General features: G+C 72.0%; 22 protein-coding genes and 1 pseudogene. 10 read left to right on the top strand and 13 right to left on the bottom strand.

Translation table 11 applies throughout. The features are described from left to right. Positions 1-51: 51 nt before the first annotated feature. The 5 genes from sbnA to ACIOWN_RS07115 are packed head-to-tail and all read right to left on the bottom strand — an operon-like array spanning position 52 to position 9091. Positions 52-1104, bottom strand: coding sequence for a 2,3-diaminopropionate biosynthesis protein SbnA (gene sbnA, locus ACIOWN_RS07135; RefSeq protein ID WP_362349644.1), 1053 nt, complete (start codon positions 1102-1104; stop codon positions 52-54). A gap of 37 nt (positions 1105-1141) precedes the next feature. Beyond that, the gene (sbnB, locus tag ACIOWN_RS07130; RefSeq protein ID WP_362349642.1) at positions 1142-2221 is read right to left on the bottom strand and encodes a 2,3-diaminopropionate biosynthesis protein SbnB; all 1080 of its coding nucleotides are present in this window, start codon (positions 2219-2221) and stop codon (positions 1142-1144) included. Next, positions 2218-3222, bottom strand: coding sequence for a TauD/TfdA family dioxygenase (locus ACIOWN_RS07125; RefSeq protein ID WP_362349640.1), 1005 nt, complete (start codon positions 3220-3222; stop codon positions 2218-2220). The genes sbnB and ACIOWN_RS07125 overlap by 4 nt, the downstream gene beginning before the upstream one ends. 56 nt (positions 3223-3278) lie before the next feature. After that, entirely contained in the window at positions 3279-6548 is a 3270-nt protein-coding gene (locus tag ACIOWN_RS07120) for an amino acid adenylation domain-containing protein (protein ID WP_401980916.1), read from the bottom strand. Positions 6549-6562: 14 nt separating this feature from the next. Beyond that, positions 6563-9091, bottom strand: a complete 2529-nt coding sequence (locus ACIOWN_RS07115; RefSeq protein WP_401980913.1) for a Pls/PosA family non-ribosomal peptide synthetase — start codon at positions 9089-9091, stop codon at positions 6563-6565. 436 nt (positions 9092-9527) lie between these two features. Between ACIOWN_RS07115 and ACIOWN_RS07110 the strand changes: the two genes are divergently transcribed. Continuing rightward, on the top strand, positions 9528-10472 hold the full coding sequence (locus tag ACIOWN_RS07110; RefSeq protein ID WP_362349636.1) for an MIP/aquaporin family protein: 945 nt from the start codon (positions 9528-9530) through the stop codon (positions 10470-10472). 57 nt (positions 10473-10529) lie between these two features. Here ACIOWN_RS07110 and ACIOWN_RS07105 read toward each other — a convergent pair whose 3' ends face one another. The 4 genes from ACIOWN_RS07105 to ACIOWN_RS07090 form a co-directional block, all read right to left on the bottom strand. After that, positions 10530-11024, bottom strand: coding sequence for a hypothetical protein (locus ACIOWN_RS07105; RefSeq protein ID WP_401980910.1), 495 nt, complete (start codon positions 11022-11024; stop codon positions 10530-10532). 35 nt (positions 11025-11059) lie between these two features. Then, positions 11060-11554: a lamin tail domain-containing protein gene (locus tag ACIOWN_RS07100; RefSeq protein WP_362349633.1), complete on the bottom strand. Its 495-nt coding sequence runs from the start codon at positions 11552-11554 to the stop codon at positions 11060-11062. Between the two features lie 172 nt (positions 11555-11726). Next, a complete protein-coding gene (locus ACIOWN_RS07095; RefSeq protein ID WP_401980907.1) occupies positions 11727-12752 on the bottom strand; it encodes an alcohol dehydrogenase in 1026 nt (341 codons plus the stop codon). A 97-nt stretch (positions 12753-12849) separates the two neighbouring features. Next, positions 12850-13656 carry a thioesterase family protein gene (locus ACIOWN_RS07090; protein ID WP_362349629.1) on the bottom strand — a complete coding sequence of 269 codons (807 nt, stop codon included), beginning with the start codon at positions 13654-13656 and terminating at the stop codon, positions 12850-12852. Positions 13657-13755: 99 nt separating this feature from the next. Between ACIOWN_RS07090 and ACIOWN_RS07085 the strand changes: the two are divergent. After that, positions 13756-14031 (top strand): annotated as a pseudogene (locus ACIOWN_RS07085) (GNAT family N-acetyltransferase); the annotation flags it as partial. Between the two features lie 11 nt (positions 14032-14042). Here ACIOWN_RS07085 and ACIOWN_RS07080 read toward each other — a convergent pair. Continuing rightward, positions 14043-15197, bottom strand: coding sequence for a Gfo/Idh/MocA family oxidoreductase (locus ACIOWN_RS07080; protein ID WP_362349627.1), 1155 nt, complete (start codon positions 15195-15197; stop codon positions 14043-14045). A gap of 154 nt (positions 15198-15351) precedes the next feature. Between ACIOWN_RS07080 and ACIOWN_RS07075 the strand changes: the two genes are divergently transcribed. The 3 genes from ACIOWN_RS07075 to ACIOWN_RS07065 all read left to right on the top strand — a co-directional run bounded on the left by ACIOWN_RS07075 (position 15352) and on the right by ACIOWN_RS07065 (position 18258). After that, the gene (locus tag ACIOWN_RS07075) at positions 15352-16359 is read left to right on the top strand and encodes a LacI family DNA-binding transcriptional regulator (protein WP_362349626.1); all 1008 of its coding nucleotides are present in this window, start codon (positions 15352-15354) and stop codon (positions 16357-16359) included. Positions 16360-16616: 257 nt separating this feature from the next. Then, positions 16617-17678 carry a PP2C family protein-serine/threonine phosphatase gene (locus ACIOWN_RS07070; RefSeq protein ID WP_362349624.1) on the top strand — a complete coding sequence of 354 codons (1062 nt, stop codon included), beginning with the start codon at positions 16617-16619 and terminating at the stop codon, positions 17676-17678. Positions 17679-17850: 172 nt separating this feature from the next. Further along, on the top strand, positions 17851-18258 hold the full coding sequence (locus ACIOWN_RS07065; RefSeq protein WP_362349622.1) for an SseB family protein: 408 nt from the start codon (positions 17851-17853) through the stop codon (positions 18256-18258). An 87-nt stretch (positions 18259-18345) separates the two neighbouring features. Here ACIOWN_RS07065 and ACIOWN_RS07060 read toward each other — a convergent pair whose 3' ends face one another. Then, positions 18346-18690: a VOC family protein gene (locus tag ACIOWN_RS07060; protein WP_362349620.1), complete on the bottom strand. Its 345-nt coding sequence runs from the start codon at positions 18688-18690 to the stop codon at positions 18346-18348. A gap of 374 nt (positions 18691-19064) precedes the next feature. On the opposite strand from ACIOWN_RS07060, the gene crcB (ACIOWN_RS07055) reads away from it, so the two are divergent. From crcB (ACIOWN_RS07055) to ACIOWN_RS07035, 5 genes are all read left to right on the top strand, one after another. Beyond that, positions 19065-19526 (top strand): fluoride efflux transporter CrcB, encoded by a 462-nt coding sequence (crcB, locus tag ACIOWN_RS07055; protein ID WP_401980903.1) that lies wholly within the window; start codon positions 19065-19067, stop codon positions 19524-19526. Continuing rightward, the gene (locus ACIOWN_RS07050; protein WP_362349616.1) at positions 19523-19903 is read left to right on the top strand and encodes a DUF190 domain-containing protein; all 381 of its coding nucleotides are present in this window, start codon (positions 19523-19525) and stop codon (positions 19901-19903) included. The genes crcB (ACIOWN_RS07055) and ACIOWN_RS07050 overlap by 4 nt, the downstream gene beginning before the upstream one ends. Continuing rightward, positions 19900-20268, top strand: a complete 369-nt coding sequence (gene crcB / locus ACIOWN_RS07045) for a fluoride efflux transporter CrcB (RefSeq protein ID WP_362349614.1) — start codon at positions 19900-19902, stop codon at positions 20266-20268. The genes ACIOWN_RS07050 and crcB (ACIOWN_RS07045) overlap by 4 nt, the downstream gene beginning before the upstream one ends. 98 nt (positions 20269-20366) lie before the next feature. Further along, on the top strand, positions 20367-21203 hold the full coding sequence (locus ACIOWN_RS07040) for an undecaprenyl-diphosphate phosphatase (protein WP_362349612.1): 837 nt from the start codon (positions 20367-20369) through the stop codon (positions 21201-21203). Between the two features lie 75 nt (positions 21204-21278). Continuing rightward, positions 21279-22211: a glutaminase gene (locus ACIOWN_RS07035; protein ID WP_362349611.1), complete on the top strand. Its 933-nt coding sequence runs from the start codon at positions 21279-21281 to the stop codon at positions 22209-22211. 155 nt (positions 22212-22366) lie between these two features. On the opposite strand, the gene ACIOWN_RS07030 is transcribed toward ACIOWN_RS07035, so the two are convergent. Further along, complete coding sequence (locus ACIOWN_RS07030) at positions 22367-23584, bottom strand: D-alanyl-D-alanine carboxypeptidase (RefSeq protein WP_362349609.1); 1218 nt, start codon at positions 23582-23584, stop codon at positions 22367-22369. A 151-nt stretch (positions 23585-23735) separates the two neighbouring features. After that, positions 23736-24941: a transcription termination factor Rho gene (rho, locus tag ACIOWN_RS07025; RefSeq protein ID WP_362349607.1), complete on the bottom strand. Its 1206-nt coding sequence runs from the start codon at positions 24939-24941 to the stop codon at positions 23736-23738. Positions 24942-25042 lie beyond the last annotated feature (101 nt).

Below are 25042 nucleotides of genomic sequence, written 5' to 3'. Positions count from 1 at the left end.
GGGACCGCGGGGCGGCCGTCCGCCCCGCGGTCCCCGTACGTGCGGCGGGCGCTACCGCTCGCGTGACCCGCCCTGCGCGGGCGAGCGGGGATCGACGGCGACGGATCCCGCGGTGACCTCCTCCGGGTCGGGTTCCCCCTGGCCGCGCCGGTCGCCGAGGAGCAGGTCGCCGTACAGGTCCTCGAGCCAGGAGGTCTGGTAGATCGTGTCGAGGTAGCGCTCCCCGAGGTCCGGGGCGATGGCCACGGCGGTCAGGTCGCGGGCGTCGTTGCGCGACAGCCAGTCCACGGCCCCGCTGACCACCGTCCCGGTGGAACCGCCGAAGAGGAAGCCGCGCCGGGCCAGCCGGTGACAGGCGCGGATGGTGTCGGCCTCCTCGACCCGGATCACCTCGTCGACGAAGGACTCGTCGAGCAGCGGCGGGCGCATGCTCATCCCCAGTCCGGGGATCATCCGCCGGCCCGGCTGACCGCCGAAGGCGACCGAGCCGACGGTGTCCACCGCGACGATCCGCACCGGCCGGCGCCACTCGCGGAAGAAGCGGGCGCAGCCCATCAGCGTGCCCGTGGTGCCCGCGCCGACGAACAGCACGTCGAGACGCGGGAACTGACGGGCGATCTCCGGCCCGGTCCTGCGGTAGTGGGCACCCCAGTTGTTCGGGTTGGTGTACTGGCTGAGCCACACGTACCGCTCGTCGGAGGCGCACAGCGCGCGGACGTAGTCGATCCGCGCGCCGAGGAACCCGCCGTTGGCGTCCAGGTCGGCGATGACGTGCACCTCGCTGCCCAGCGCCTCCATCAGCAGCCGGGCGGACAGATTGCAGCGGGAGTCCGTCACGCAGAGGAACCGGTAGCCCTTGCTGGCGGCGATCATGCTGAGCGCCACGCCGAGGTTGCCCGACGAGGACTCGATGAGGGTCGAGCGGGGTGTCAGGAGGCCGTCCCGCTCCGCGGCCTCCACCATCTCTGTCGCGGCCTTCATCTTGATCGAGCCGGCGAAGTTGAAGCCCTCGCACTTCAGGTAGAGCGAGCGCCCGAATATCGACCGGAGATCAACGTAGAGTTGGCCTTCGTTGAAGGCGTGAGGGGCTGATATGACGGGCACGCTGGCCTCCTGATGCCTGAGCCGAGGGAAGGAACGTTCAGCCGTACCGGCGCAGCTCGTGGAAGAAGTCGTCGATGACGTGCAGGTTTCCGGCGCGAGCCACCTCGTCGTAGACGTACTTGCCGACGGCGAGGTCGAGGACTCCCAGGCCGAACGGTGAGAAGATCACCGGCCGGTCGGTGGGCGGATCCACCCGCCCGGTCATGACGTCGTCGAGGGTGCCGTTCAGGAAGTCCCGGCCGCCGGTGAGCTGCTCGGTCAGGTGCGGCGAGGTGTCGGCCTTCAGGCAGTGCTCGACGTCGTCGACGAAGTTGGCCGCCGAGAGCAGCACCTGCGGGGCGAGGTCGCGCAGCGACACGTGCAGGACGACCGGGTGGTGGGTGAACCAGGCCGGGTCGGTGACGTGCGGCTCGCCGGCGATCGTCGCGAAGACCAGCAGGTCGCTGGAGCGGATCAGATCCTCGGCGCTCTCGTGGACGGTGATCTCCGGAGCGTTGCCGTCCGCGCCGGACTGGCGCAGGTAGCCGCAGAACCCGGCGGCGCTGTCGGCGGACAGGTCGTACACGCCGACGCTGTCGAAGCCGAAGCCGGTCCCCGTCAGGAAGGTGTGGATGTAGCGGGCGATCAGCCCGGTGCCGAAGAAGCCGACCCGGGTGGGGCGGGGCCGGTTGCGGGTGAGCCAGTCGGCGGCCAGCGCCGCGGACGCGGCGGTCCTGGTGGCGCTGATGATGGAGCTCTCCAGGCAGGCGATGGGGTAGCCGGTGTCGTGGTCGTTGAGGACCAGGACCGCCGAGGCCCGGGGCAGTCCGGCGCCGACGTTGTCCGGGAAGCTGGAGATCCACTTCAGTCCGTCCACGCCCGCCGGACCACCGACGGAGGCCGGCAGCGCGATGATCCGCGACGTGGGACGGTCGGGGAAGCGCAGGAAGTACGACGGCGGGTTCACCGTGCTGCCGGACCCGTGCAGCCGGTACGTCGCCTCGACCAGTTCGGTGAGCTGCTTCTCGCGCCCTTCGAGCGCTTGCCTGACCTGGGCGCCGGAGATCACGGCGAAGGTGGGCACGGGGGCCGGCCCGGAGGCGGCCCGGTCGGTGGCGGGGGAGGTCACGGAGGTCATCGCCGGCTTCCCTTCGCGGTCGGGCCGTACTCGGCCAGGCGCTGGGGCTCGGCCATGGCGACGAGCACCTGCCGGTCACCGGTGAAGGCCTCTCTGCTGTGCGCGGTGCGTATGTTGTCGACCAGCAGCAGGTCGCCGGACTGCCAGGGCTCGCGGCGCGTGTGCGCCTCGTAGGTCTCGTTGAGCAGCTGGATCACCTCCTCGCCGATCGGTCCGCCGTCGCCGAAGCGGGTGTTGAACGGCAGCCCGTCCGCGCCGTACTCGTCCACCAGGTACTCGCGCACCTCCGGGGCCAGCGTCCACTCGTTGAGGAAGGCGATCTGGTTGAACCAGCAGCGCCGGCCGGTGACCGGGTGCCGCACCACGGCGCAGCGCCGCTGCCGGGTGCGCAGTCCGCCGTCGGGCTGCCAGGCGAACTCGATGGCGTGGGCGCGGCAGTAGTTCTCGACGGTCTCGCGGTCCTCGGTGCCGAACGACTCCGCCAGGGACGCCCCGATCTCGTCGTTGTAGCTGCGGGTGAGCAGCCAGCCCTCGCGCTCGAAGCGCTCGGTCAGCCCGGCGGGCAGCGCGCTCAGGACGGCCTCCGCGTCGGCCACCGCGGTCGCCCCGCCCCCGGTGGGCGCGGTCGGGCACGCGAACAGCATCAGGCCGGGCACCTTCAGCGCGTAACTCAGCTCGTGGTGCATGCACATGGGCTGGTTGGCGGGCCAGGCGGTGGAGGAGTACAGGCCGGGGCCGTAGGACTCGCGGGGGGCGAAGGCCTCCCGCTCCGGCATCAGGGGGCCGGCCAGTTCCGTGAAGACGGCGGATATCTGCTCCGCCTCCGCCAGTCCCAGGCCGCGCACGAACAGTGCTCCGTGCTCGGCGACCTGTGCCCGCAGCGCCTCGCGGTGCTCGGCCGCCCATCCGGTCGCGTCCGCAGGGGTGTCGACGCACAGGACGGGCGGTCTGCCCGGGCGCATCTCCACCTCCAGCACCGAAGCCGGGGATGAGAACGACATCTGGGTTTCCTTTCGTTCGTCACCGGCGAGGCTCACAGAGCGGGCCTCGGCGGTGTTCAGGAGGAGGCCAGCAGCCCGGCGGCGTCCAGTACGGCCGCCGCCGCGGCGGCCGGGCGGGTGCGGGGGAAGTAGTGGCCGCCGTCGGTGAGTTCCCGCAGGTCCACCTGTTCGGCCAGCAGCTCCCAGTCCCGCCAGTGGTCCCGGAAGCCCGCGGTGCTCGGGTCGTCGTCGGCGACGACCACGGTGACCGGCGCGGTCAGTCGCACCGCGGGTGGGCTGTCCAGGGTGTCGGCGAAGCAGCGGTGCGCCGCCACGCAGTCGTGCCGGTAGGCGGCCCCGACCCGTTCGGCGTGCTCCGCGTTCAGCTCGCCGAGTTCCGGGTAGCCGCCGTCCGCACCGATCCGGGCGGCGATCTCGGCGTCGCCGCGCTCGGTCAACTCAGCTGCGGCGGCGTGTCGTTCGGCGGCGGTGCCGAGCAACTGGGCGCCGAGGAACACCCGTGTCACCTCTACCCCGAGCGCGGAGAGCCTTCGGGCGGCCAGCAGGGCGGGCGCGGTGCCGGAGGAGTGGCCCCACAGCATGATCTGCTTCAGGCCGCGATCGGCGATCTCCGTGGCGACCCGCTCCACGACCTGTTCCAGCGGTGCGAACGGCTCCTCGCCGGCGGCCGGGTCGTGACCGGGCAGGTCCACCGCGAGGACGGCGACGCCGCTTTTGGACAGGGCGCCCGCCATCGGCTGGAAGTTGACCGCGTTGCCGCCCGCGTGGGGGAAGCACACCAGCGCGCACGCGGGGGAGGCCTCGTCCGCCGACAGCGGCTGGAGCAGTCCCGGCCGCTGCCGGGCCGTGCCGTCGAGGCACGCGGCGAGTTCGGCGAGCACCGGATGGCGGGTGATGTCCTTGAGGGACACCTCGCGGTTCAGGGCGATGGTGAGCTTCACCGCCGACAGGGAGGTTCCGCCGAGGTCGAAGAAGTGGTCCCGCCGGCCGATCGTCCGCCCGGGCAGGCCCAGCAGTTCCGCCCACGCGGCCGCCAGCCGCCGCTCGGTCGGGGTGCGCGGGGCGTCCTCGGGCTCCCCGGAACCGGCCTGGTCCGCCGCGGGCGCGCTGCGTTCGGCCAGTGCCGTCAGCGCCTTGCGGTCGATCTTCCCGTTGCCGGTCAGCGGCAGCGCGTCCTGCCAGTGGAAGGCCGACGGGACCATGTACGCGGGCAGCGCGGCACCGAGCGCCTCGCGCAACTCCTCCGGCTGAAGCCGCCGGCCGGTGTGGAAGGCGATCAGATGCGTGCTGCGGCCCGCGAGTTCGGCGACGACCACCGCGCCGTCCCGGACGCCGGGGACGCGCAGCAGGGTGTTCTCGATCTCCCCGATCTCGATGCGGAACCCGCGGATCTTGACCTGGCTGTCCCGGCGGCCGAGGAACTCCAGCTTCCCGCCGGGGTGCCAGCGGCCCCAGTCGCCCGCCAGATACAGCCGCTCGCCCGGCCGGTGCGGGTCCTCACGGTAGGCCTCACGGGTCCGCTCGGGATCGTTGACGTATCCGCGTCCCACACACACGCCGGAGAAGGCGATCAGTCCGGGCGCGCCGAGCGGCACCGGCGCGAGGTTCTCGTCGACGACGTAGACGCGCACGTTGTTGACCGGACGTCCCAGCAGTACCCGTTCCGGCACCGCGTCCATGACCTCGTGGTTGGTGTCGTCCGAAGTCTCGGTGAGTCCATAGGCGTTGACCAGTCTGATGCCGGGCTGGAGGGCGAACCAGCGCTGGACGAGCTCCCGCTTCAGCGCCTCGCCGGTCACCGACACGCAGGCCAGGTCGGGCAGTTCGCGGGGGTGGCGTTCCAGGTACGAGGCCACCACCTCCAGATAGGAGGGCACGACCTGCGCCACGGCGACCCGGCCGCGCACGAGCGTGTCGAGGAACCGCTCCACGTCCACGACGGCGTCCTGCTCGACCAGCAGGGTCCGCCCGCCCACCAGGAGCCCGGCCAGCAACTGCCACAGCGAGATGTCGAAACACTGCGGAGCCGTCTGCGCCACCACCCGCCCGGGGCCGAGCCCCAGGTCGTCGATCTTGGCGTACAGGTGGTTGAGCATGCCCGCGTGCTCGCACATCGCTCCCTTGGGCTCACCGGTGGAGCCGGAAGTGAAGTAGATGTACGCCAACTGGTCGGGGGCGACCTCCACTTGGAGGTCGCCGTCCGCATGCTGCTCCGCGTACGCCGTCTCGATCAGCAGCTTCTCGGTCCCCGCCGGCAGCGCGGCCCGCGCCTCGTCCAGGGTGCCGCTGCTGCCCGGCTCGGTCAGCACCAGCCGGCAGCCGGCCCGGGCGAGCGTCGCCTCGATCCGCCCGGCCGGGAAGTGCGGTTCGATCGGCAGGTAGGCACCGCCGGCCTTGAACACCGCCAGTACCGCCGCCAGCCAGTCGAGATTGCGTTCGGTGACCACGGCCACCACGTCCTCCCGGCGCAGACCGCGCGCCAGCAGGGCCCGGGCCAGCCGGTTGGCCCGTGCGTTCAGCTCTCCGTACGTCCACGACCGCTCGCCGTGCACCGCGGCCACCGCCTCGGGGTGGGCCCGTACCCGCTCCTCGAAGAGTTCGTGCGCCCGCGCGGACGGCAGTTCCCGGTGCGGCCCGGCCAGCCCCTCCAGCTGGTCGCGCCTCTCCTCGGGCGACAGCACGCTCTGCCGGGTGTGCTCGGCGTCCACGTCGGCGGCCATCAGGCGCAGCGCGGTCAGGTGATAGCCGCAGATCCGGGCCGCGGCGCCTGCGTCCAGCGCGTCCGTGCGGTACCGCAGCCGTGCCGTCAGCAGCCCGTCCGGCTCGCCGAACGCCACCCGCAGCACCGCGTCCGCGGGCAGGGCGCCGCCCCCGGTGTCCGCCGGGTCGAAGAGGACCTCGAACGACGGTCCCGAGAGCCCCAGCTCCCGGCGCAGCTCGTCCACGGGAAAGTCCCGGTGCGCGAGCAGGTTCCCCACGACGCGGTGGGCGTCGAGCACCAGCCGGCGCCAGGACGACGGCGTGACGGCCAGCCGGCAGGGCAGCGGGCCGGACTCCGGGCCCGGGACATGGCCCGTCACCACGTCCGGCTCACCGGACAGCACGGCCAGCACCTTGGCGTGCGCGGCCAGCAGGACCGCGCCGGGCGGCACCTCCAGCTCCGCCGCCAGGGCGCGCACCGCCCGCGCCGTCCCGGCCGGCACGATCTGCTCGTGCTCGGCCTCACCGGTCACCGGCTCGCCGGCCCACCGCGGAACGGCGGTGAAGCCGCCGGCGGTCAGCACCTCGCTCCAGAACTCCCTGTCCGCTGCCACGAGCGCTCCCATTGACTGGCCCTTCCTCACTTCGCCGTCGGCGCGGCGGGGTTTCCGCCCCATTCCGCCTTCGCAGGAACTTCCTCGCCCTTCATGAGGAAGGAATCGGGCGCCAGTACGGCCCCGTCGCCCACCGTCACGCCGTAGTGCACGTGCGCGCCGATCCCGAGCGTGCAGTCGGAGCCGAGCGTGGTGCGGTCCGACTTGAAGGTGCCGTCCTCCTGCGAGTGGCACTGGATCTTGCTGCCCGCGTTCAGCACGCAGTCGTCACCGATGACGGTGAGCGTCCGCTCCGTGATGTAGCAGCCGTCGTCGAAGACCCGGCGGCCGATGCGCACGCCCATCAGGCGCCAGACGAGAGTCTTGAACGGGGTCCCGTTGAACACCTCGAGCCATTCGTCCGGCACCTTCCACAGCCGCTCGTGCCACCAGAAGTACGGGTCGTAGATGGAGCACAGGCGGGGGCGCAGGGCGCGGAAGGCGGCGATGACCCGCTCCACCAGGATGAAGTAGCCGGCCGTGAGGGCCAGGGTGAGGGCCAGATACCCGGCGATCACCACGTGGCCCAGCGTGCCGTACAGGTCGACGCAGGCCAGAGCCAGTCCCGTGAGCATCGCGGCGAGCACCCAGCGCAGCAGCAGGAACAGCGCCATGGAGCGGAGGTTGTAGCGGTTCTTGGCGGCGAGGCTGCGGCGCAGGGCGTCGCCGGTCCTGAGGTGGTCGAAGCGGGTGTCGCGCTCCACCGAACGGGGGATCTCGAAGCACGGTGAGCCGAGCAGCCCGACACCTTCGCGCAGTTCGCCGTCGAGGGGGACCATCACCTTCGTCGCGAGCAGGCAGTTGTCGCCCGTCCTGGCCCCCGCCGGATAGGCGATGTTGTTGCCGAGGAAGTTGTGCGCGCCGATCGAAGCCCGGCTCACCTTGAAGGACGTGCTGGAGTACTCGGCGTTGATGACGGAGAGCCCGTCGGCCACCATCGTGCCGCTGCCGACGGACACCAGGAACGGCGTCTCGTGCTGCACCTCGGTGCCGAAGTTCGAACCGGTCTGCTCCACCCGGGACAGGTCGTATCCGAGCCGGCGCAGGTAGGGGACGATGTACGAGCTGTCACCGAAGAGCCAGGGGAAGAACTTGATGTTCGTCAGGCCGGCCACCGTACGGTGCAGCGCGTACTGGAAGCCGTAGAGCGGATAGACCCGGTCGGGCTTGACGGCCAGGCTCAGCAGCCGGGGCACCGTGAACAGCACGGCCAGGCCCACGACGAGCCCGCCGAAGAACAGCACGGCGGACACGACCAGGGTGTCGGCGAGGAACTTCGGCATCGTGGACAGGGTCGTCCCCGCGTCCAGCCGGTCGCGCAGCACCGGCACCTGCGAGAACAGTATGTAGACGCCACCGACGGCGAGCGGCAGGTACAGCAGGAAGAGCTGGAGCAGGGAGGTCAGCCCGAAGGCCGCCCGCCGCAGGGTGCCGCACCGGGCCGGTTCGACCCGGATGTGGTCGACCGACGTGGGCTGCGCCGGGGAGCCGTGACGGCGTTCGCCGGCCGGCACGTGCTGGCCCCGGTACAGGGCGGAGGAGTGGCCGAGCTGTGAGCCGTCACCCATCGAGGTGTCGATGTCGAGCACCGACTTCTCGCCGATGAAGACGTCCCGGCCGATGTCGATCCGGCCGGTCTGGATGCGTCCGGCGTGCGCGCGGTAGCAGAGGAAGAACGTGTCCTTGCGGATCACCGTGCCCGCGCCGATGGTGAGCAGGTCGGTGCAGACCGGCACGGAGTGGGAGAGGATCGTGACGTCCCTGCCGATCCGCGCGCCCAGGGCCCGCAGGTACATCACGTACACCGGATTTCCGATGAAGAGAACCATCGGATTCGCGTGCAGGAGCACCTTGACGATCCAGAAGCGGAGATAGGCCGCACTCCACACCGGGAATTCTCCCGCCTTCCAGCGGCCGACGAGAATCCACTTCGCCGCGACCGGGAAGACGCACAGGAGGATGAATCCGCCGGTCCCGAACAGCAATGACCGCAGATAGATGTCGGCGAGTCCCGACCCCGAGGCGACCCACTCGTACGCCCGGGCCGTGAACATTCCGACGACGACTGAATACCCGAGGAAAATGGCCAATTGGGCCGCTCCGCACAGCACGTAGCGCGCCGTGCTCGGTGCCGTCCCGGCCGGTGCCGGCGCCCCGCCCGCGGGTGCCGCCGGGGCCGCCGTCGCCGGGGTGCCGACGGCGGCCGGAGCGGCGACCGCGAGAGCTTCCGCCAGGCTGCGGACCGTGGGGTTGCGGTAGATGTCCTTCATGGACACCGACGGCAGATCGGATCTTTTCCGGACCCGTGCGCAGAACTGCGCCATGACCAGGGAGTTGGCGCCCAGGTCGTCGAAGAAGTGACTGTCGGGCGGGACGTGCTCGGCGTGTACGACGTCCGCCAGAATTCCGGCGAGTTCCTTTTCTGTCTCCGTCGCCGCCGGGATGGTGCCTGCGTGCCCGGCGATCACGGGTTCGTCCGGCCCGGGCATCAAGATGTCGGCAGACTTCTCCACCATGCGAGCTCCCTGAAGGAAAGGTCGAAAACCATCGGCCAGCGGTGCCCGGTCTCCGGGACCGTGCGTTTTCGCCTGATCACGAAACCATGGATCAGTCTTGTTCGGTCGCCGCGGGGTTGCCACTCGGATTCGGTGGCGCCGAGGCGGCCGGAGCGTTCGGAAAGCTGCTTTTCCTCGGTTCTTCGCACTGCCGGGATGAGTAATCTCACCCGTATGGGGGTTCACTCGCCGGGGGGATAGGGGCGCGGCCCGCCACCTCGCGCCGCATGCCGGGGCGCGGCGGCCGGTGGCCGGCACCGGGCCGAGTGGCCTCGGTCCGCACCGGCGCGCAGACTGGCAGTGAGGCGGGGCCGCCCGGGACTGGGCGGCAACGCGAGGCCGCCCTGTTCAGGGCCGTGCCCGGCCGTTCGCCGGACCGTTCGTTGAGGGGGCCGATATGGCCGTGGAAATCCCGCCCCTGCTGAGACCTTCACGGCTCAGGAGCCGTGGAGGGCTCGGGGGCGAATGCATGGCAGAGTTCCTGGGGACCCTCGTCCTCATCGCCTTCGGATGCGGTTCGGTGGCGATGACGGTCGCGGCGCTGCCCGGTTCGGGTCGCACGTCGGGGCCCACCACGTTCTTCCTCGGCGCCGCCGACTGGCTGGTGATCGGCTGGGGCTGGGCCTTCGCGGTGGCCTTCGGCGTGTATGTGGCCGGCGGCGTCAGCGGGGCGCACATCAACCCCGCCGTGACGCTGGCTTTCGCGGTGCGCCGCAAGTTCCCCTGGGCGAAGGTGGTGCCGTACTGGATCGCGCAGGTGACGGGCGCCTTCGTCGGGGCCGCGCTGGTGTACGCCGTCTACCACGATGCGATCAACACCTTCGACAGCGTGTCGAAGCCGCCGAAGACGCACGGGCACACCCTCGCCACGTTCTCGATCTTCGCGACCTTCCCCGCGCCCTACTTCCACGGCGGTTACTGGGGGCCCCTCGTGGACCAGATCGTCGGCACCGCCTTCCTGGTCATGCTGATCGCGGCGGTGATCGACCTGCGCAACATGGCGGTGAAGGCCAACCTCGGACCGCTGGTCATCGGCTTCGTGGTGGCCGCCATCGGCATCTCCTTCGGGGCGAACGCCGGGTATGCCATCAACCCGGCCCGCGACTTCGGGCCGCGCCTGTTCACGTTCTTCGCGGGATGGGGAGACCTTGCTCTACCCGGCAGCCTGGCGGGGTCGTTCAGTCACTACTGGTGGATCCCGATCGTCGGGCCGCTGATCGGCGGTGTCGTCGGTGTCCTCGTCTACGACCTGTTCATCGGCGACGTGCTGCACGCGCGTGCCCAGCAGAGCGAGTTGCCGGAGCCCGGACGCACCCGCCCGGCCGAGGAAGGCGACACGTAGCCGCTGCCGCCGCCGGACGGGTGCGTCCGCGACACTGACGTACTGACTGACGTACTGTCAGGAATAGGTCCATCGCCAGGCGTTGGAGCGGTACGAGCACGTGATCCTTGTGCCGTTCGCGGTGGTGGTGCTGGCTCCGTGGTCGCCGTTGCGGCAGTACTGCCCCGCCTGGTAGCAGTTGCCGGCGTTGGAGCGGATCGAGCAGGTGCCGACCGCGCTGCCGCCGCCACCGCTGCTGCGGGTGGTGCCGGTTCCGGCGGCAGCGGCCGCCCTGGTGACGGTGACCGTCGGGCCGGGCGTCCTGACGGTCTCGGTGGCGGTGACCGTCGCGGTGGGCGCGGGTGTGACGGTCTCGGTCGCGGTGGCCGTGACGGTGGCCGTGGCCGTGACCGTCACGGTGGGCTGCGGCTTCGCGGCCTCGCCGTCGGACTGTCCGCAGCCGAAGGCACCCACGGCGAGCAGGGCGATGCTCGCCGCCCGCGCGAGTGAGCGCCGGTGCGACGGACCAATGCCGGATCTGCCGCGCGGTCGCGGCTGGTGGTGCTGGTTCATGGTCCCCCCTGGGGCCGGTGCGAGGACGGGCCGGCTCAGCCGTGGTAGCGGATGTAGCCGTCGCCGTCGCGGTCGTCGCGGGCCTTGGTGTAGGAGTGGACGTCGGCCCGGGCACCGGAGGGCTTGAGCAGGTAGATGGTGTCCTTGTCGTTGTTCCAGAGGAAGTTGCAGTTCTGGCGGTAGACAACGTTCTTGCCGTCGGAGTCCGTGCCCTTGCCGCCGCGCAGCTTCACGTAGTCGCCGGGCTCGAGGTAGTGGTTGGCGCCGAACGTGAACCGGTTGCCGGCAGCGTCCTTGACCACGTAACCCTTGAGGTTGACCGTCGCCGTGCGCGAGTAGTTCTTGATCGTCAGGTACTCGTCCTTGGTGTTGCCGGTACGGCAGTTGTTGGAGTCCCGCCCGGGCGCGTCGTACTGGACGCCCTTCACCTTGAGCGCGGACGAGTATTCGGCGGCCTGAGCCGGAGCGGCGCCGACGACAGCGACGGTGCCGGCCGCGGCGGCCACGGCCAGCACGGAGCGTATCCGCATGAGGTTCCCCCCTCAGTGGAGCCAATGGAGCGTCAGGAGCATACACAGGTCGTGAGAACCGAGTGGCGGGGAGGTGGAGATGGCGTGAAGGTGGCCGTGTCTCCACGACACGCGAGCCGCTCCCGCCATCCCGGTGCGGCCGGGTCGACCGCCGGGCTCCTGGGCGTGTTGGTCAGCCGGTCGTGAGCACCATGCGGAACCGGGCGGCGCCGGCGAGCATCTTCGCGTAGGCCTCGCCGGCCTGGTCCAGCGGGACGGTCTCGGTCATCGGGCGGATGCCGTGCAGGGCGCTGAAGGCCATGGTGTCCCGCACGTCCTGCGCGGTGCCCGACGGGTGGCCGCGGATGATACGGGCGGCCGTGATCAGCTGGAGCGGGCTGATCCCCAGCGGCTGGGGCGCCGCCCCGATGACCACCAGCTCACCGCGGTGCGACAGTCCGTCGACGGTCGCCGCGATCGCCTCGGAACTGCCGGCCGTGGCCAGGACGACCTTGGCACCGCCCAGCGACTGCAGCGCGTCACCGACCGGGGTGTCCGTCGTACTGTCCACGTAGTGGTGCGCGCCGAGCCGCTTGGCGAAGTCCGCCTTGTCGGCCCCGCGGGCGATCGCCACCGTCTCGAAGCCCATGGCCGCCGCGTACTGCACCCCCAGGTGACCCAGGCCTCCGATGCCGAGCACGGCCACCAGATCGCCCGGCCGCGCGGAGCTGCGCCGCAGTCCGTTGAACGTGGTCACGCCCGCGCACGCCATCGGCCCCGCGTCGCTCGCCGCGAGCGCGTCGGGGATCCGGGCCAGCGCGTCGACCGGCGCGTTCACGCGCTCGGCGAAGCCGCCGTCGTACGACCAGCCCGGCACCTTGAGATTCGGGCACACGATGAAGTCGCCCTGCCGGCACGGGGTGCAGTGATGGCAGCTGCCGCCGAACCAGCCCACCGCCACCCGGTCGCCCACCTGCCATCCGTGGTCCTGCGTCCCCTCGCCGAGCTGCTCGATCCGCCCGGCGATCTCGTGCCCCGCCACCACCGGGAAGCTGATCCCGGGCAGCGCGGCGTCCACGAAGAAGGTGTCGCTGTGACAGACTCCGCACGCCTCCACGGCGATCGCGACCCGACCGCGGCCCGGCTCCGCCGCCTCACGCTCGACGATCTCGAACGGACCGCCGGCGGCGGTCGCCTGCGCGACTTTGTAGGTACTCATCGGTCTCTCCGGGAAAACGGGTACGACGGACCCCCGCAACCAGGACATCAGCTCCGCGCCGTTCGCGCGCGCCGTGCGGGAGGCGGCCCGGCCGCGGTCAGCCGCCCGGCATGGGGCGCACGGTGAGGATCTGCTGGGCGTGCCCGACCGGACCGTGCAGATCGTGCAGGACCGTGCTGGTCAGGCCCACGCCGGTGGGGCCAAAGGCCACGGTGGTGTCCAGACCGGTCCAGCGGCCCTCCGGGCGGCGGTGCAGGTGCACGGTCAGGTCGACGTTGGGGAACATCCACGTGGTCGGCGACTCGCGTACGGCGATGCCGTTCGCCGTGTCGACGAGGGCGAGGTAGGAGGCGAACGGGCTGCTGGGCTCCCCGGCGACCAGGGTGAGCGGGGTGGAGATCCAGGCGGTGGTGCGGCCCGGGGCCGGCGGCGCGAGCGGACGGATGTCCAGGGACGCGATGAAGCCGCCCGGCCACAGCTCGCTCATCGCCCAGGGCGCGAGTCCGTCGGGCGGGGTGAGCCGGTCACCGGCACCCCCGGCGACGGCCGCGGTGTCCTGGGCCGACAACAGCCAGACGCGGGCCCGGACCACCGGGCGCCCGGCGATGCGCACGACGGCTTCCAAAAGTTCGATGGTGCGGCCGGGGCGGAGGGTCTCCACCTCGATCTCGCACTCGTCCAGGGCCGGGGCGCCCAGGATGTCGTAGCTGATCCGGGCCGGTATCAGGGCGCTGCCCCCGCGCGCGGCCAGATGGTCCTCGACCGCGTGGACGACCAGCCCGCCCAGCGGGCCGAAGTGCTGCTCGCGCACGTCCCAGGCGCCACCGGCATGCTCGGTGGGCTTGAAGCGGTGCTCGTCGATGCGTTCGTAGTAGCTGCCGGGAACCGGGGCGCCGGTGTTCAACGCGTGCTTCTCCTCGGGCTGTTCACGGGAAGCCGATCCGGCACGGGTTTCTCGGGCCGGATCGGCCGGGCAGCCCCATCATGACCCAACCCCGACGGCGGCCCGATGTCGGAGATCGGTTGGATGGTGCTGCCGCGGTACCAGGGGCGCGGCCTCGGCGGCCGCGCGGCCCGCGCCCTGCTGGAACGGGCGCGGGACGAGGACCGCAGGGGAGAGGTGCACGCCTTCCCGGCCACCACCAACGCGGCGTCCAACGACGTCTGCCGCTCGCTCGGCTTCCGGTTCGTCGGCGAGCGCGAGGTGGAGTTCGCCGGCCGCACGCTGCGCACCAACCACTGGGCGATCACCCCGCGCGCGGACCTGACGCCGGGGTGAGGCGGCGTGGGTCAGCCGAGGCTCACCCACCCGCGCTCCTTGGCGGAGCGGGCCATCGCGTCCAGGGCCACCGCGGCGGCCACGGCGTCGTCGAGGGTGGCACCGTGGGCCCCGCCCTCCGTGACCGAGCGCAGGAAGTGGTACGCCTCGATGACCTTGAGGTCGTCGTAGCCCATGGCGTTGGCCGCACCCGGCTGGAAGGCCCCGTACTCGCCGTGACCCGGGCCCACATGGACCGTGCTGACGGGCTGGTCCTGGTACGTGGTGCCGCGGCTGACGCCGAGTTCGCCCATGCGCCGGAAGTCCCACCAGAGCGCGCCCCGGGTGCCGTGGATCTCGAAGCCGTAGTTGTTCTGCTCGCCAACCGAGACCCGGCAGGCCTCCAGGACACCGCGCGCGCCGGAGGTGAAACGCAGCAGGCAGCCGACGTAGTCGTCGTTCTCCACCGGACCGGGTTCGCCGCCCGCCGCCCGGGTGTGGCCCGCGGTGGCGCCGGTCGGGCGGGCCCGTTCGGGCACGAACACGGCGGTGTCGGCGGACAGCGACTCGATCTCGCCGAGCAGGTGGCGGGCCAGGTCCACCCCGTGCGAGGCCAGGTCGCCCAGCACCCCGCTGCCGCCGCGCTCACGCTCGTAGCGCCAGGTCAGGGCGCCCTCCGGGTGGGCCGCGTAGTCGCTGAACAGCCGGATGCGGACATGGGTGACGGCGCCGATGTCACCGGCCGCGATCATCTCGCGGGCGGCGGCGACGGCGGGCGCGTTGCGGTAGTTGAAGCCGACCGTGCCCCGCACACCGGCCCGGGCGGCGGCGTCGGCGACCGCGCGGGCGTCGTCGGCGCCCAGGCCCACCGGCTTCTCGATCCAGATGTGCTTGCCCGCCTCGGCCATGGCGAGGCCGATCTCCCGGTGCAGGAAGTTCGGGGCGGTGATGCTGACCGCCTCCACCCGGGGGTCGGCGGCGACCTCCCGCCAGTCACGCGTGGCGGAGTCGAAGCCGTACCGCTCGGCCGCCTCCTCGGCCCGGCCGGGCACCTCGTCGGCGACGGCGACCAGGTGCGGACGTACCGCGAGCCCGGGGAAGTGGTGGGACACGCGGGCGTAGGCCTGCGTGTGCACCCGTCCCATCCAGCCGAATCCGACGACGGCCACGCCGAGCGCAGACACCATGAAAGCCCCTTGTTTGGACCGATCCAAAACCTGGTGGCTCACGATGGGGCCGCCTCCGGGCAGGTGTCAAGCCACCGGATGCGGCTCCCTGTGGCACTTCCGGACCCGTCTCCGGCCCTTTACAAGAGCCCGCCCTCATGGAACGGTCCACATCGTGCGACCGCCCACCATCCGTGACGTCGCCGCGCGCGCCGGTGTGTCCAAGTCCCTGGTCTCACTGGTGCTGCGCGGCTCCGGCAGCGTGCGCCCCGACAAGCGGCAGGCGGTCCTCGCCGCGGTCGAGGAAATCGGCTACCGGCCCAACGCCGCCGCCCGCAGCCTCAGCGAGCGCCGCACCCGCACCGTCGGCGTGCTCCTGAACGACATGCGCAACCCCTGGTTCGTGGAACTCCTGGACGGTCTGAACTCCCGTCTCCACGACGCCGGTCTGCACATGCTGCTCGCCGACGGCCACCTCAACCGGCGCCTGGGCGAGGACCTCACCCGCACCTTCACCGAACTGCGCGTCGACGGCCTGGTCGCCGTCGGCACCCTGCGGGATCCGCGCGCGCTGCGCGTCGCGGCCGGCCGGGTGCCCACCGTCGTCGCCGGCGCCCGCGAACCCGAACTGCCGGGGGTGGACGTCGTCGCGGGCGACGACGAGCGGGGCGCACGGCTGGCCACCGAGCACCTCGTCGCCCTCGGCCACCGGCACATCGCCCATATCGCCGGCCAGGGCGCGGTCGGCGACCTGCGCCGCCGCGGCTTCGAGGCCGCCATGCGCGCGCACGGGCTCGCCGGCACGGCGGTCGTCGAGCAGGGCGACCTCACCGAGGAGGGCGGCTACCGGGCCACCGTGCGGCTGCTCAGCCGTACCCGGCGGCCCACCGCCGTGTTCGCGGTCAACGACATGGCCTGCGTCGGCGCGCTGTCCGCCGCCGAGGAGAGCGGCCTCCGGGTCCCGAGCGACCTCTCCCTGGCCGGCTACGACAACACCTATCTGTCGCGCCTGCGCCACTTGTGGCTGACCACCGTGGACAACGCCAGCCACGACGTGGGCCGGCGCGCCGCCCAGCGGCTGCTCGACCGCATCGACGACCCGAACCTGCCCCGGACCGTCGACCTGACGAGCCCGGCCCTGGAGGTGCGCGGCACGACCGCGCCGCCCGCCGCGACCGGCTGACGAGTACCTTCCAGGGGTGCCGGACGAGTGCCCTTCGGGGCGCTCGGTCGCCCGGACCCGGAATCGGCCCCGGCCCGCTGGTTACCCGGGCCCCGGGGTTCGGAAGTGAGCCCCCGGGGTCCTCCGCGCGTAGCGGAGGGCCCACTTCCGTTGCCGTGACCGGCCTCCCCGCCGATCAGCGCCCTCGCCCGGCCGGGCCAGGGGTGAGAACATGGCGTGTGTCGCTCATGGACCTACGGCGTTCACCATCGGGACGGGTGCTGGTCCTCATCCCCCTGGTACTGATCGCTGTGGTGGGCGTCGTGGACGCCCTGACCCCGCCCGACGTGCACCTCGGTCCGCTGCTGGTCGCGGCTCCCGCGTTCACCGCCGCGTTCTCCGGGCCCTGGCTCACCGCGCTGATCGGTGCGCTGGCCGTCGGAACCGAACTCTCCATCGGCGCCGTCCAGGGCACGCTGGGCACCCAGAACCTCCAGGCCGAGATCGCGTCGCTGATCATCGTCTCCGGTCTGATCGTGGTGTTCTGCCTGTTCCGTGACCGGCGCGAGCATCAGCTGACGCAGAGCCGGGTCGTGGCACGGGCCGTCCAGGACGTGCTCTTCCCGCCCCTGCCCGTCCGCAGCGGCCCCCTGCGGATCGCCTGCCTGTACCTTGCCGCCCAGGACGAGGCCACCATGGGCGGGGACCTCTACGCCGCCGCCCGCACCGGACACAGCACCCGGCTGCTCATCGCCGACGTGCGGGGCAAGGGGCTGCCCGCGATCAGTCATGCCGCACTGCTGCTCGGCGCCTTCCGCGCGGCCGCGCACCGCCGGCCGTCACTGCCGCGCCTGGCCGTGCACCTGGACGGCGCCATGCGCTGGGAGTTCCGGCAGTGGCAGACCGCGCAGATGCTCGACACCGACGAGTCCTTCGCCACCGCCCTGCTCGTCGACATACCCGACAGTGAGCCCTTGCTGCACCTCCTCAACTGCGGTCACCCCGCCCCGCTGCTCATCGGCGGGGAGACGGCCGAGCCGCTGACCGCGCGGGCCGTCGCACCACCGCTGGGCCTGGGGGCACTGTCCGACGCCGCGGACTACGAGGTCGCCTCGTTCCCCTTCCCACCCGACGGCACACTGCTCCTGCACACCGACGGCGTCCTGGAGGCCCGTAGCCCGCGGGGCGAGTTCTACCCCCTCGCCGACCGGGCCGGCGCCTGGGCCGGTGCCCCGCCGGAGGTAGTGCTGAGCCGGCTCCACGACGACCTCCTCGCCCACACCCACGGCCGCCTGGACGACGACGCCGCGGCCGTCGCGATCCGCCGCGGCCCTTCGTGACCGGCACTGGCCGCCGCCTTGGCGCCCGCCCCCGTGCCGCCTGCCGGTGGCACGGGGAATCCACCGGCACCTCGTGATTGCGCCGTGTGCGTTCGGGTACGCGTGCAGAGCCCATGCCCGGCCGGTCAGCTCCCGGGCGGGCCGTTCGAGCGCCGTGACCAGGGAATCCGCCATGCAGACACCAGCGAACGACAACACCCCGACGCCCGCCCAGCAAGCGCTGGACGTGCTTGCCGAGAACGCCGAGGACACGGTGGCACTGGAGACGCTCGCGAGCAGCGACGTACTGGTCCCCGTGCCCGACGACGCGAGCGAGGAGGACGCCACCAACCCCACGGCGGTGGCCCTGCCCGTTCTCGAACAGCCGGGCGGGGCGCCGGTGGTGCCGGTGTTCACCTCCGAACTGGAGATGTCCGACCTGCTGCCCTTCGTCTCCCGCTACCGCCTGGTACCGCTCGGCGCGCTCGCGTCCCAGTGGCCGGCCGACGACCTGTCGCTGACCATAGACGCCAATTCGCCGCACGGTCTGACGCTCACCTCGGAGGGAGTCCGCAGCCTGCTGGCCCGGCCCCACGGCTGAGCGGCACCGCGAGGACCGGCCGGAACGGCCGTCCGCGGTGGGAGCGGCACGCACCACCGTGGCACCGACCTCCGCGGTGGCCGGCTCTCAGGCGTCCTGAAGAAGGCCGATGAGATTGCCGTCGGCGTCCCTCGCCGAGGCGATCAGCCGGCCGCCGCCCACGTCCTGCACGTCCTGGAGCACCTCGGCGCCCGCGGCCATCAGCGCCGCCAGCCGGGCCCTGATGTCGTCGACGTGCCAGTACGGCACCGGTCCGGTCATTCCCTTGGCGTGCCCGTTCGGGTCCAGCCCCACGTCCTGCCCGGCGTCCTTGAACCCGACGTAGTAGGGCGCGTCGGCGTACGGCTCGACCTCCAGCAGCGCGCTGAACAGGGCCTTCGCCCCGGCAAGGTCCTTCACGGGGTAGATGATCGTCATCAGGCCGGCGGTCATGGCGGACTCCTTGATTGCTGTTCGGATCGATGTGCGGCCGTACGCGGCTCCGCACCCGGCGGAGGCGGCACGGGCCGACGGCTGCGTCGGTGGTTCCACGCTAGAACGGGCGGGTGCCGTGCGGCTTCTTCGATCCTGACCGGTTGCCGGTCGCCTGCCGGGGCGGCGTCACCCGGCTCGCCGTACACACCCCGCCGGGCGTGTGCGGTGCGGATCCCGTCGCGTTAGCCTGTAGCCCGGCCGCGAGGGATTCGCGGCGCGGCGGTGGGGCCCGCCGTACCGAAACCGTGGCACTGGTGCCGCCAACGGTCCCTACTCGCGTCACAGGAGCGTTCCGGCATGTCCGGGCGCGGGCGAGCAGGAGACGTACGAGCATGACTGTCCCGGAAACAGAGAACCGTCGGACGCGGGCCAGGCCCGCGCGTTGGCGGGCCTGGCGGGAGCAGGCGCCGGTGATCGCCGTGGTGGCACTGGGCGGAGCGTTCGGGGCCACCGCCCGGTACGCCGTCTCGCAGTGGCTGCCGACACCGGCCGGCGGCTTCCCCTGGGCGATCTTCTGGGTCAACGCCTCCGGCTGTGCGGTGATCGGCGTCTTCATGGTGGTCATCACCGATGTATGGGCCGCCCACCGGCTGGTCCGCCCCTTCTTCGGCACCGGCGTGCTCGGCGGCTTCACCACCTTCTCCACCTACGCCGTCGACATCCAGCGACTGGTGGACTCCGGCCACGCCCGTACCGGGCTGGCGTACCTCGCCGCGACCCCGTGCGCGGCGCTCGCGGCGGTGTGGCTGGCCATGACGGCGGCCCGCCGTGTTCTGAAGTGGAGGCAGCGATGACCAGGCTCACCGGCAGCGCGCTGCGCGTGACCGTCTTCATCGGCGAGAACGACACCTGGCACCACCGGCCCCTGTACTCGGAGATCGTCCACCGGGCCCATGCGGCGGGTCTCGCGGGCGCCAGCGTCTTCCGCGGGGTGGAGGGGTTCGGCGCGAACTCCCTGATCCACACCTCCCGGCTGCTCTCGTTGAGCGAGGACCTGCCGGTGGCGGTGGTGATCGTGGACACCGAGGAGCGGGTGCGTGCGTTCCTTCCGCAACTGGACGTACTGGTCGCCCAGGGGCTGGTGATACTCGACGACTGCGAGGTCATCCGGTACGTCGCCCGCGCGGCCGGACTCGGCGGCGCGGACGTCGAGAGCGGAAAGCCCTCGTGAACTGGCTGCTGGTGGTCCTCGGGGCCGCGGTCGGCGCGCCCCTGCGCTACCTCACCGACCGCGCGGTGCAGTCCCGGCACGACTCGGTGTTCCCCTGGGGCACCTTCGTCGTGAACGTCGCCGGCTGCCTGATCCTCGGCCTGCTGACCGGCGCGGCGGCCGCGGGCGTCGCCGGACCGCGTCTGCAACTGCTCATGGGCACCGGACTGTGCGGGGCCCTGACCACCTACTCGACCTTCTCCTACGAGACGCTGCGGCTCACCGAGACCGGCGCGGGCCTCTACGCCCTCGCCAACGTCGTCGGCAGCGTCGGGGCGGGCCTCGGCGCGGCTTTCGCCGGGGCGTGGATCGCCGGCGGCTTCTGACGGTCGCCGCGGATTCCGCTGCCCGTCACCGGGCTGTCACCTCAGCACCGTAAGTGTGTGTCCACCACTGTCGATCACCGTCCTCAGAACTGGATCCCATGAGCGCCATCTCCGTCGGTCAGGCCGTCGTACTCGGAGTCGTCGAGGGGGTGACCGAGTTCCTGCCCGTGTCCTCCACCGGCCACCTGAAGATCACCGAGGGGCTCATGGGCATCCCCGTCGACGACAAGTCGGTCGTCGCGTTCTCCGCCGTCATCCAGGTCGGCGCCATCGCCGCCGTGCTGGTGTACTTCTTCAAGGACATCGTGCGGATCGTGTCCGCCTGGTTCCGGGGGCTGGCCAACAAGCAGGAGCGCTACCACCACGACTACAAGTTCGCCTGGTGGGTCATCTTCGCGACCATGCCGATCGTCGTGGTGGGCCTGGCCGCGAAGCCCCTCATCGAAGGGCCGCTCGGCTCCCTGTGGGTGGTCGCCGGTTCGCTCATCGCCGGCAGTGCCGTGATGTGGTGCGCGGACCAGATGGGCCGGCACAAGCGCGGTGAGGACGACACCTCCTTCAAGGACGCGATGCTGGTCGGCAGCTCGCAGATCCTCGCCCTGCTCTTCCCCGGCTTCTCCCGCTCCGGCGCCACCATGTCGACCGCGCTCATCCTCGACCTCGACCGGGTCGCCGCCACCCGCCTGTCCTTCTTCCTCGGTCTGCCGGCCCTGACCGGCGCCGGCCTCTACGAGCTCAAGGACGCGCTCGGCGCGAGTGTGGGCACCGTCCCGCTGGTCGTCGGCACCGTCGTGTCCTTCGTCGTCGCCTACGGCTCCATCGCCTGGCTGCTGAAGTTCGTCGCCAAGCACTCCTTCAACGCGTTCGTCGTCTACCGGATCCTGATCGGCCTGCTGCTGTTCGGCCTGCTCGGCACGGGCGTCCTCAGCAGCTGAGCACCGGGTGGCGGCCGAGGCCCGCCGCCCTGCGTGCCCACCGCCGCGGAGCACCGCGACCGGCCCGGAGGCACAATGGCGATCATGACCTCGTCCCCGACCTATCTTCCGGTCCTCGAGCACATCGCCGAGGAGATCGGGCACACACCGGGCCGCGGGCGCCCGGCCGACTACATCCCGGCGCTCGCGGCTCGGGACCCCCGCGCCTTCGGCATGGCCGTCGCCGAGCTGGACGGCACGGTCTACGGGGTGGGGGACTGGCGGGAGCCGTTCTCCACGCAGTCCATCACCAAGGTGTTCACCCTCGCCCTCGACCTGGCGCGCGAGGGCGACGAACTGTGGGAGCACGTGGGCCGCGAGCCCTCCGGCAACCCCTTCAACTCCCTGGTGCAGCTGGAGTACGAGAACGGCATCCCGCGCAACCCGTTCATCAACGCGGGCGCCCTGGTGGTCACCGACCGGCTCCAGACCCGCACCGGCGACGCGGCGGGCGAGCTGCTGAGCTTCCTGCGCGCCGAGAGCGGCAACCCGGAGCTGGACTTCGACGAGGAGGTCGCCGCCTCCGAGACCGCGCACGGCGACCGCAACGCCGCCCTCGCCCACTTCATGGCGTCCTACGGGAACGTGGACAATCCGGTGCCGGTCCTGCTGGACCAGTACTTCCGCCAGTGCTCGATCGCGGCCTCCTGCGCCGACCTGGCGCTGGCCACCACGTTCCTCGCCCGGCACGGCATAAGGGCGGACGGCTCCCGGCTGCTCGCCAGCAGCCAGGCCAAGCAGGTCAACGCGGTCATGCTCACCTGCGGGACGTACGACGCGGCCGGTGACTTCGCCTACCGCGTCGGCCTGCCCGGCAAGAGCGGCGTGGGCGGCGGGATCATCGCCGTCGTACCGGGCCGGTGCGCGCTGTGCGTGTGGAGCCCCGGCCTGGACGAGCGGGGCAACTCGGTGGCCGGCGTGGCGGCCCTGGACCGCTTCACGACCCTCACCGGACTGTCGGTGTTCTGAGGGGCCGCCCGGCGGGGGTCGTCCGATCGCGTGCCGGTCGGGTGCGGACGGCAGCCCGGCGTCCCGGCCCGGTCGGCGTGCGCCGCGGTTCGGGCCGCGACGGCCTCCGGGGGGCGACGCCGACGTCCGCGGACCGTGCCCGGGTCGTCGGCAGGTCAGACGCGCGAGGCGCGCCTGCGCCGGAACCGCAGGCCGATCAGGAGGGCCCCCGCGCCCAGACCGGCGGCGCCCGCGATGGTCCCCGCCCCCGGCCAGTCCGACTCCTCCGGGCGAGGCGCACCGGCGGACGCGACGACCGCCGCTCCCGGCTTCTTACCGGGCTTCGCTCCTGGCTTCGTCCCGGACTTCGCTTCCGCCGTCGCCTCGTGCGAGACGGGCCGCAGGGCGTCGAGCGAACCCACCGGATCGACGTGACCGGTGGCGTCGAATCCCCAGTCCAGCAGCGCGCGCGCCTCCTCGTAGACGTTGCCGTCCTGAGGGTTCATCAACGTCACCAGGATGGTGCGCCCGTCCCGGTGGGCCGCGGCGACGAGCGTGTTGCCCGCGTTGGTGGTGTAGCCGTTCTTGATGCCGATCAGACCCGGATACGGCTCCACCCCGTTGGCACCGGTCAGCAGGCGGTTCGTGTTGGCGATCTGGAACGTGCCGTCGTTGCCGGGGAAGGCGGCGTGCGTGGTGGAGCAGTACCGCGCGAAGTCCGGGTTGCGCAGTCCGGCCCGCCCGAACACGGCCAGGTCGTACGCCGAGGAGTCCTGCCCCTCGGCGTCGTAGCCGTCGGGGGAGACGACCGTGGTGTCCAGGGCTCCCAGGGAGCGGGCCTTGGCCTCCATCTGCCGGGCTGTCTGCTCCCAGCCGCCGTTGAGCGCGGCGAGCACGTGCACGGCGTCGTTGCCGGAGTTGAGGAACACCCCGCGCCACAGGTCGGCCACCTGGTACGTGTGCCCCTCGACGACACCCACCAGGCTGCTGCCCTCGCCGATGCCCGTCAGCTCCTTGGCGCTGACGGTGTGCTGGATGCCCGCGGGGAAGGACGGCATCACGGTCAGGGCGAACAGCGTCTTCAGGGTGCTCGCGGGCGGCAGCCTGCGGTGCGCGTCGTGCGCGGCAAGCACCTCGCCGGACGCGGCGTCGGCCACCACCCAGGACAGCGCGGAGACGGCCGGAACGTCGGGCGCCCCGTCCCGGAGCCGGACCTGTGTGCCCTCGTCGTCCAGCAGTCCCGGCTGCGGCACCGTCGCCCTCGTCTGCACTATCGCTCCACGGTCCCCGGCGGCCGCGCCGGCGACCGCGACCGGGGAGGTCACCGCCAGCAGACTCGCCGCGCAGAACGCGCAGGCCGATACGGTGGTGCGCTTGGAAAATCTGATCTCCATATCGTAAACCTAGGGACAAATCGGTGCAGGCGGACCGCTGCCCAGAGCCGAACGGGGTCCGCGAGCACCCGGATGTCCTAGCGCGTACCCCGACGGGCGCACAGCGGGCGTGGTGCTGAGGGTGCGTCGGATGCCTGGCCGGCGGCCGTGGTTAGGGCCTCTCGTTTGGATCATGCCGGGCTCGCGGGACTGATCCAAACGAAAGACCCTGGTCGGTGGGCAGGGCCGGCCGGACGCGGCGCAGGAACGTGGCGTTGTCGGGCGTGTCGCGCAGCCGCTCCAGCAGCGTCTCCACGCCGGTCCTGCCCTCGCGGCCGCGCAGGGCCCGGCGCAGACCGCGAACCGCCGTCAACTCGGCCGGACTGACGAGGAGTTCCTCACGGCGGGTGCCCGAGGGGTCGAGGTCGACGGCCGGGAAGACGCGGCGGGAGGCGAGTTCGCGGCTGAGTCGCAGCTCCATGTTGCCGGTGCTCTTCAGCTCCTCGAAGAAGAAGTCGTCGGCGCGGGATCCGGTCTCCACCAGCGCGGTGGCGAGGATGGTGAGCGAGCCGCCCTCCTCGGCCGTCCGCGCCGCCCCGAAGAGCCGCTTGGGCCCCAGGAGCGCGCTCGCGTCGACACCGCCGCTGAGGGTGCGGCCGCCCGCCGCGGCCGCGTTGTTGTGGGCCCGGCACAGCCGGGTGAGCGAGTCGAGGAGGACGACCACGTCCTCACCTGCCTCGACGAGCCGTTTGGCACGTTCGACGACGAGTTCGGCGAGCGCGATGTGCTGCTTCGGGGACCGGTCGAAGGTGGAGGCGTACACCTCGCCGTGCACGCGGCGGCGCATGTCGGTGACCTCCTCCGGGCGTTCGTCGAGCAGCACCACCATCAGCCGGCACTCGGGGTGGTTGCCCGCGACGGCGGCGGCGATCTGCTGGATCAGCACGGTCTTGCCGGTCTTGGGCGGTGCCACGACGAGACCGCGCTGCCCCTTGCCGACGGGCGCGATCAGGTCGGCGACACGGCCGGTGAGCCCGGCGGCGGGGTGTTCGAGGCGCAGCCGCTCGTGCGGGTGCAGCGGAGTGAGGTCGTGGAAGCGGCGCCGGGACCGGGCCTCTTCCGGCGAGTGGCCGCCGATGCCCGTGATCCCGGTGACGGTGTGCTGCTGCCCGGGCAGGCCCGCGACGGCGTCGCCCTTGCGCAGGCCGTGGCGGCGGATCAGCGCGGGGGAGACACACGGGTCGGAGGGCGTGGGCAGGAGGTCCGCGCCGCGCAGATGACCCCTGCCGGTCGCGTCGATGTCCAGGACACCGGTGACGGACCGGAGGGCCGCGGACGTCTGCCGCGGTGCGACGGGGCGTTCGAGTGTGGTGGTCATAGGGGGGAGGTCCTTTCGCGGACGGACGGCACGGGACGTGCGGGGGGAAGCGGAAGCCGCGACGGGGAGGCGTGGAGCGGGGCCTCCGACGGCGGAAGACA

The organism is Streptomyces sp. NPDC087787 (assembly GCF_044743035.1).
Classification (GTDB): domain Bacteria; phylum Actinomycetota; class Actinomycetes; order Streptomycetales; family Streptomycetaceae; genus Streptomyces.
Note: the sequence above shows the minus strand (reverse complement) of the source record. Positions and strands in the feature narration are given on the sequence as shown.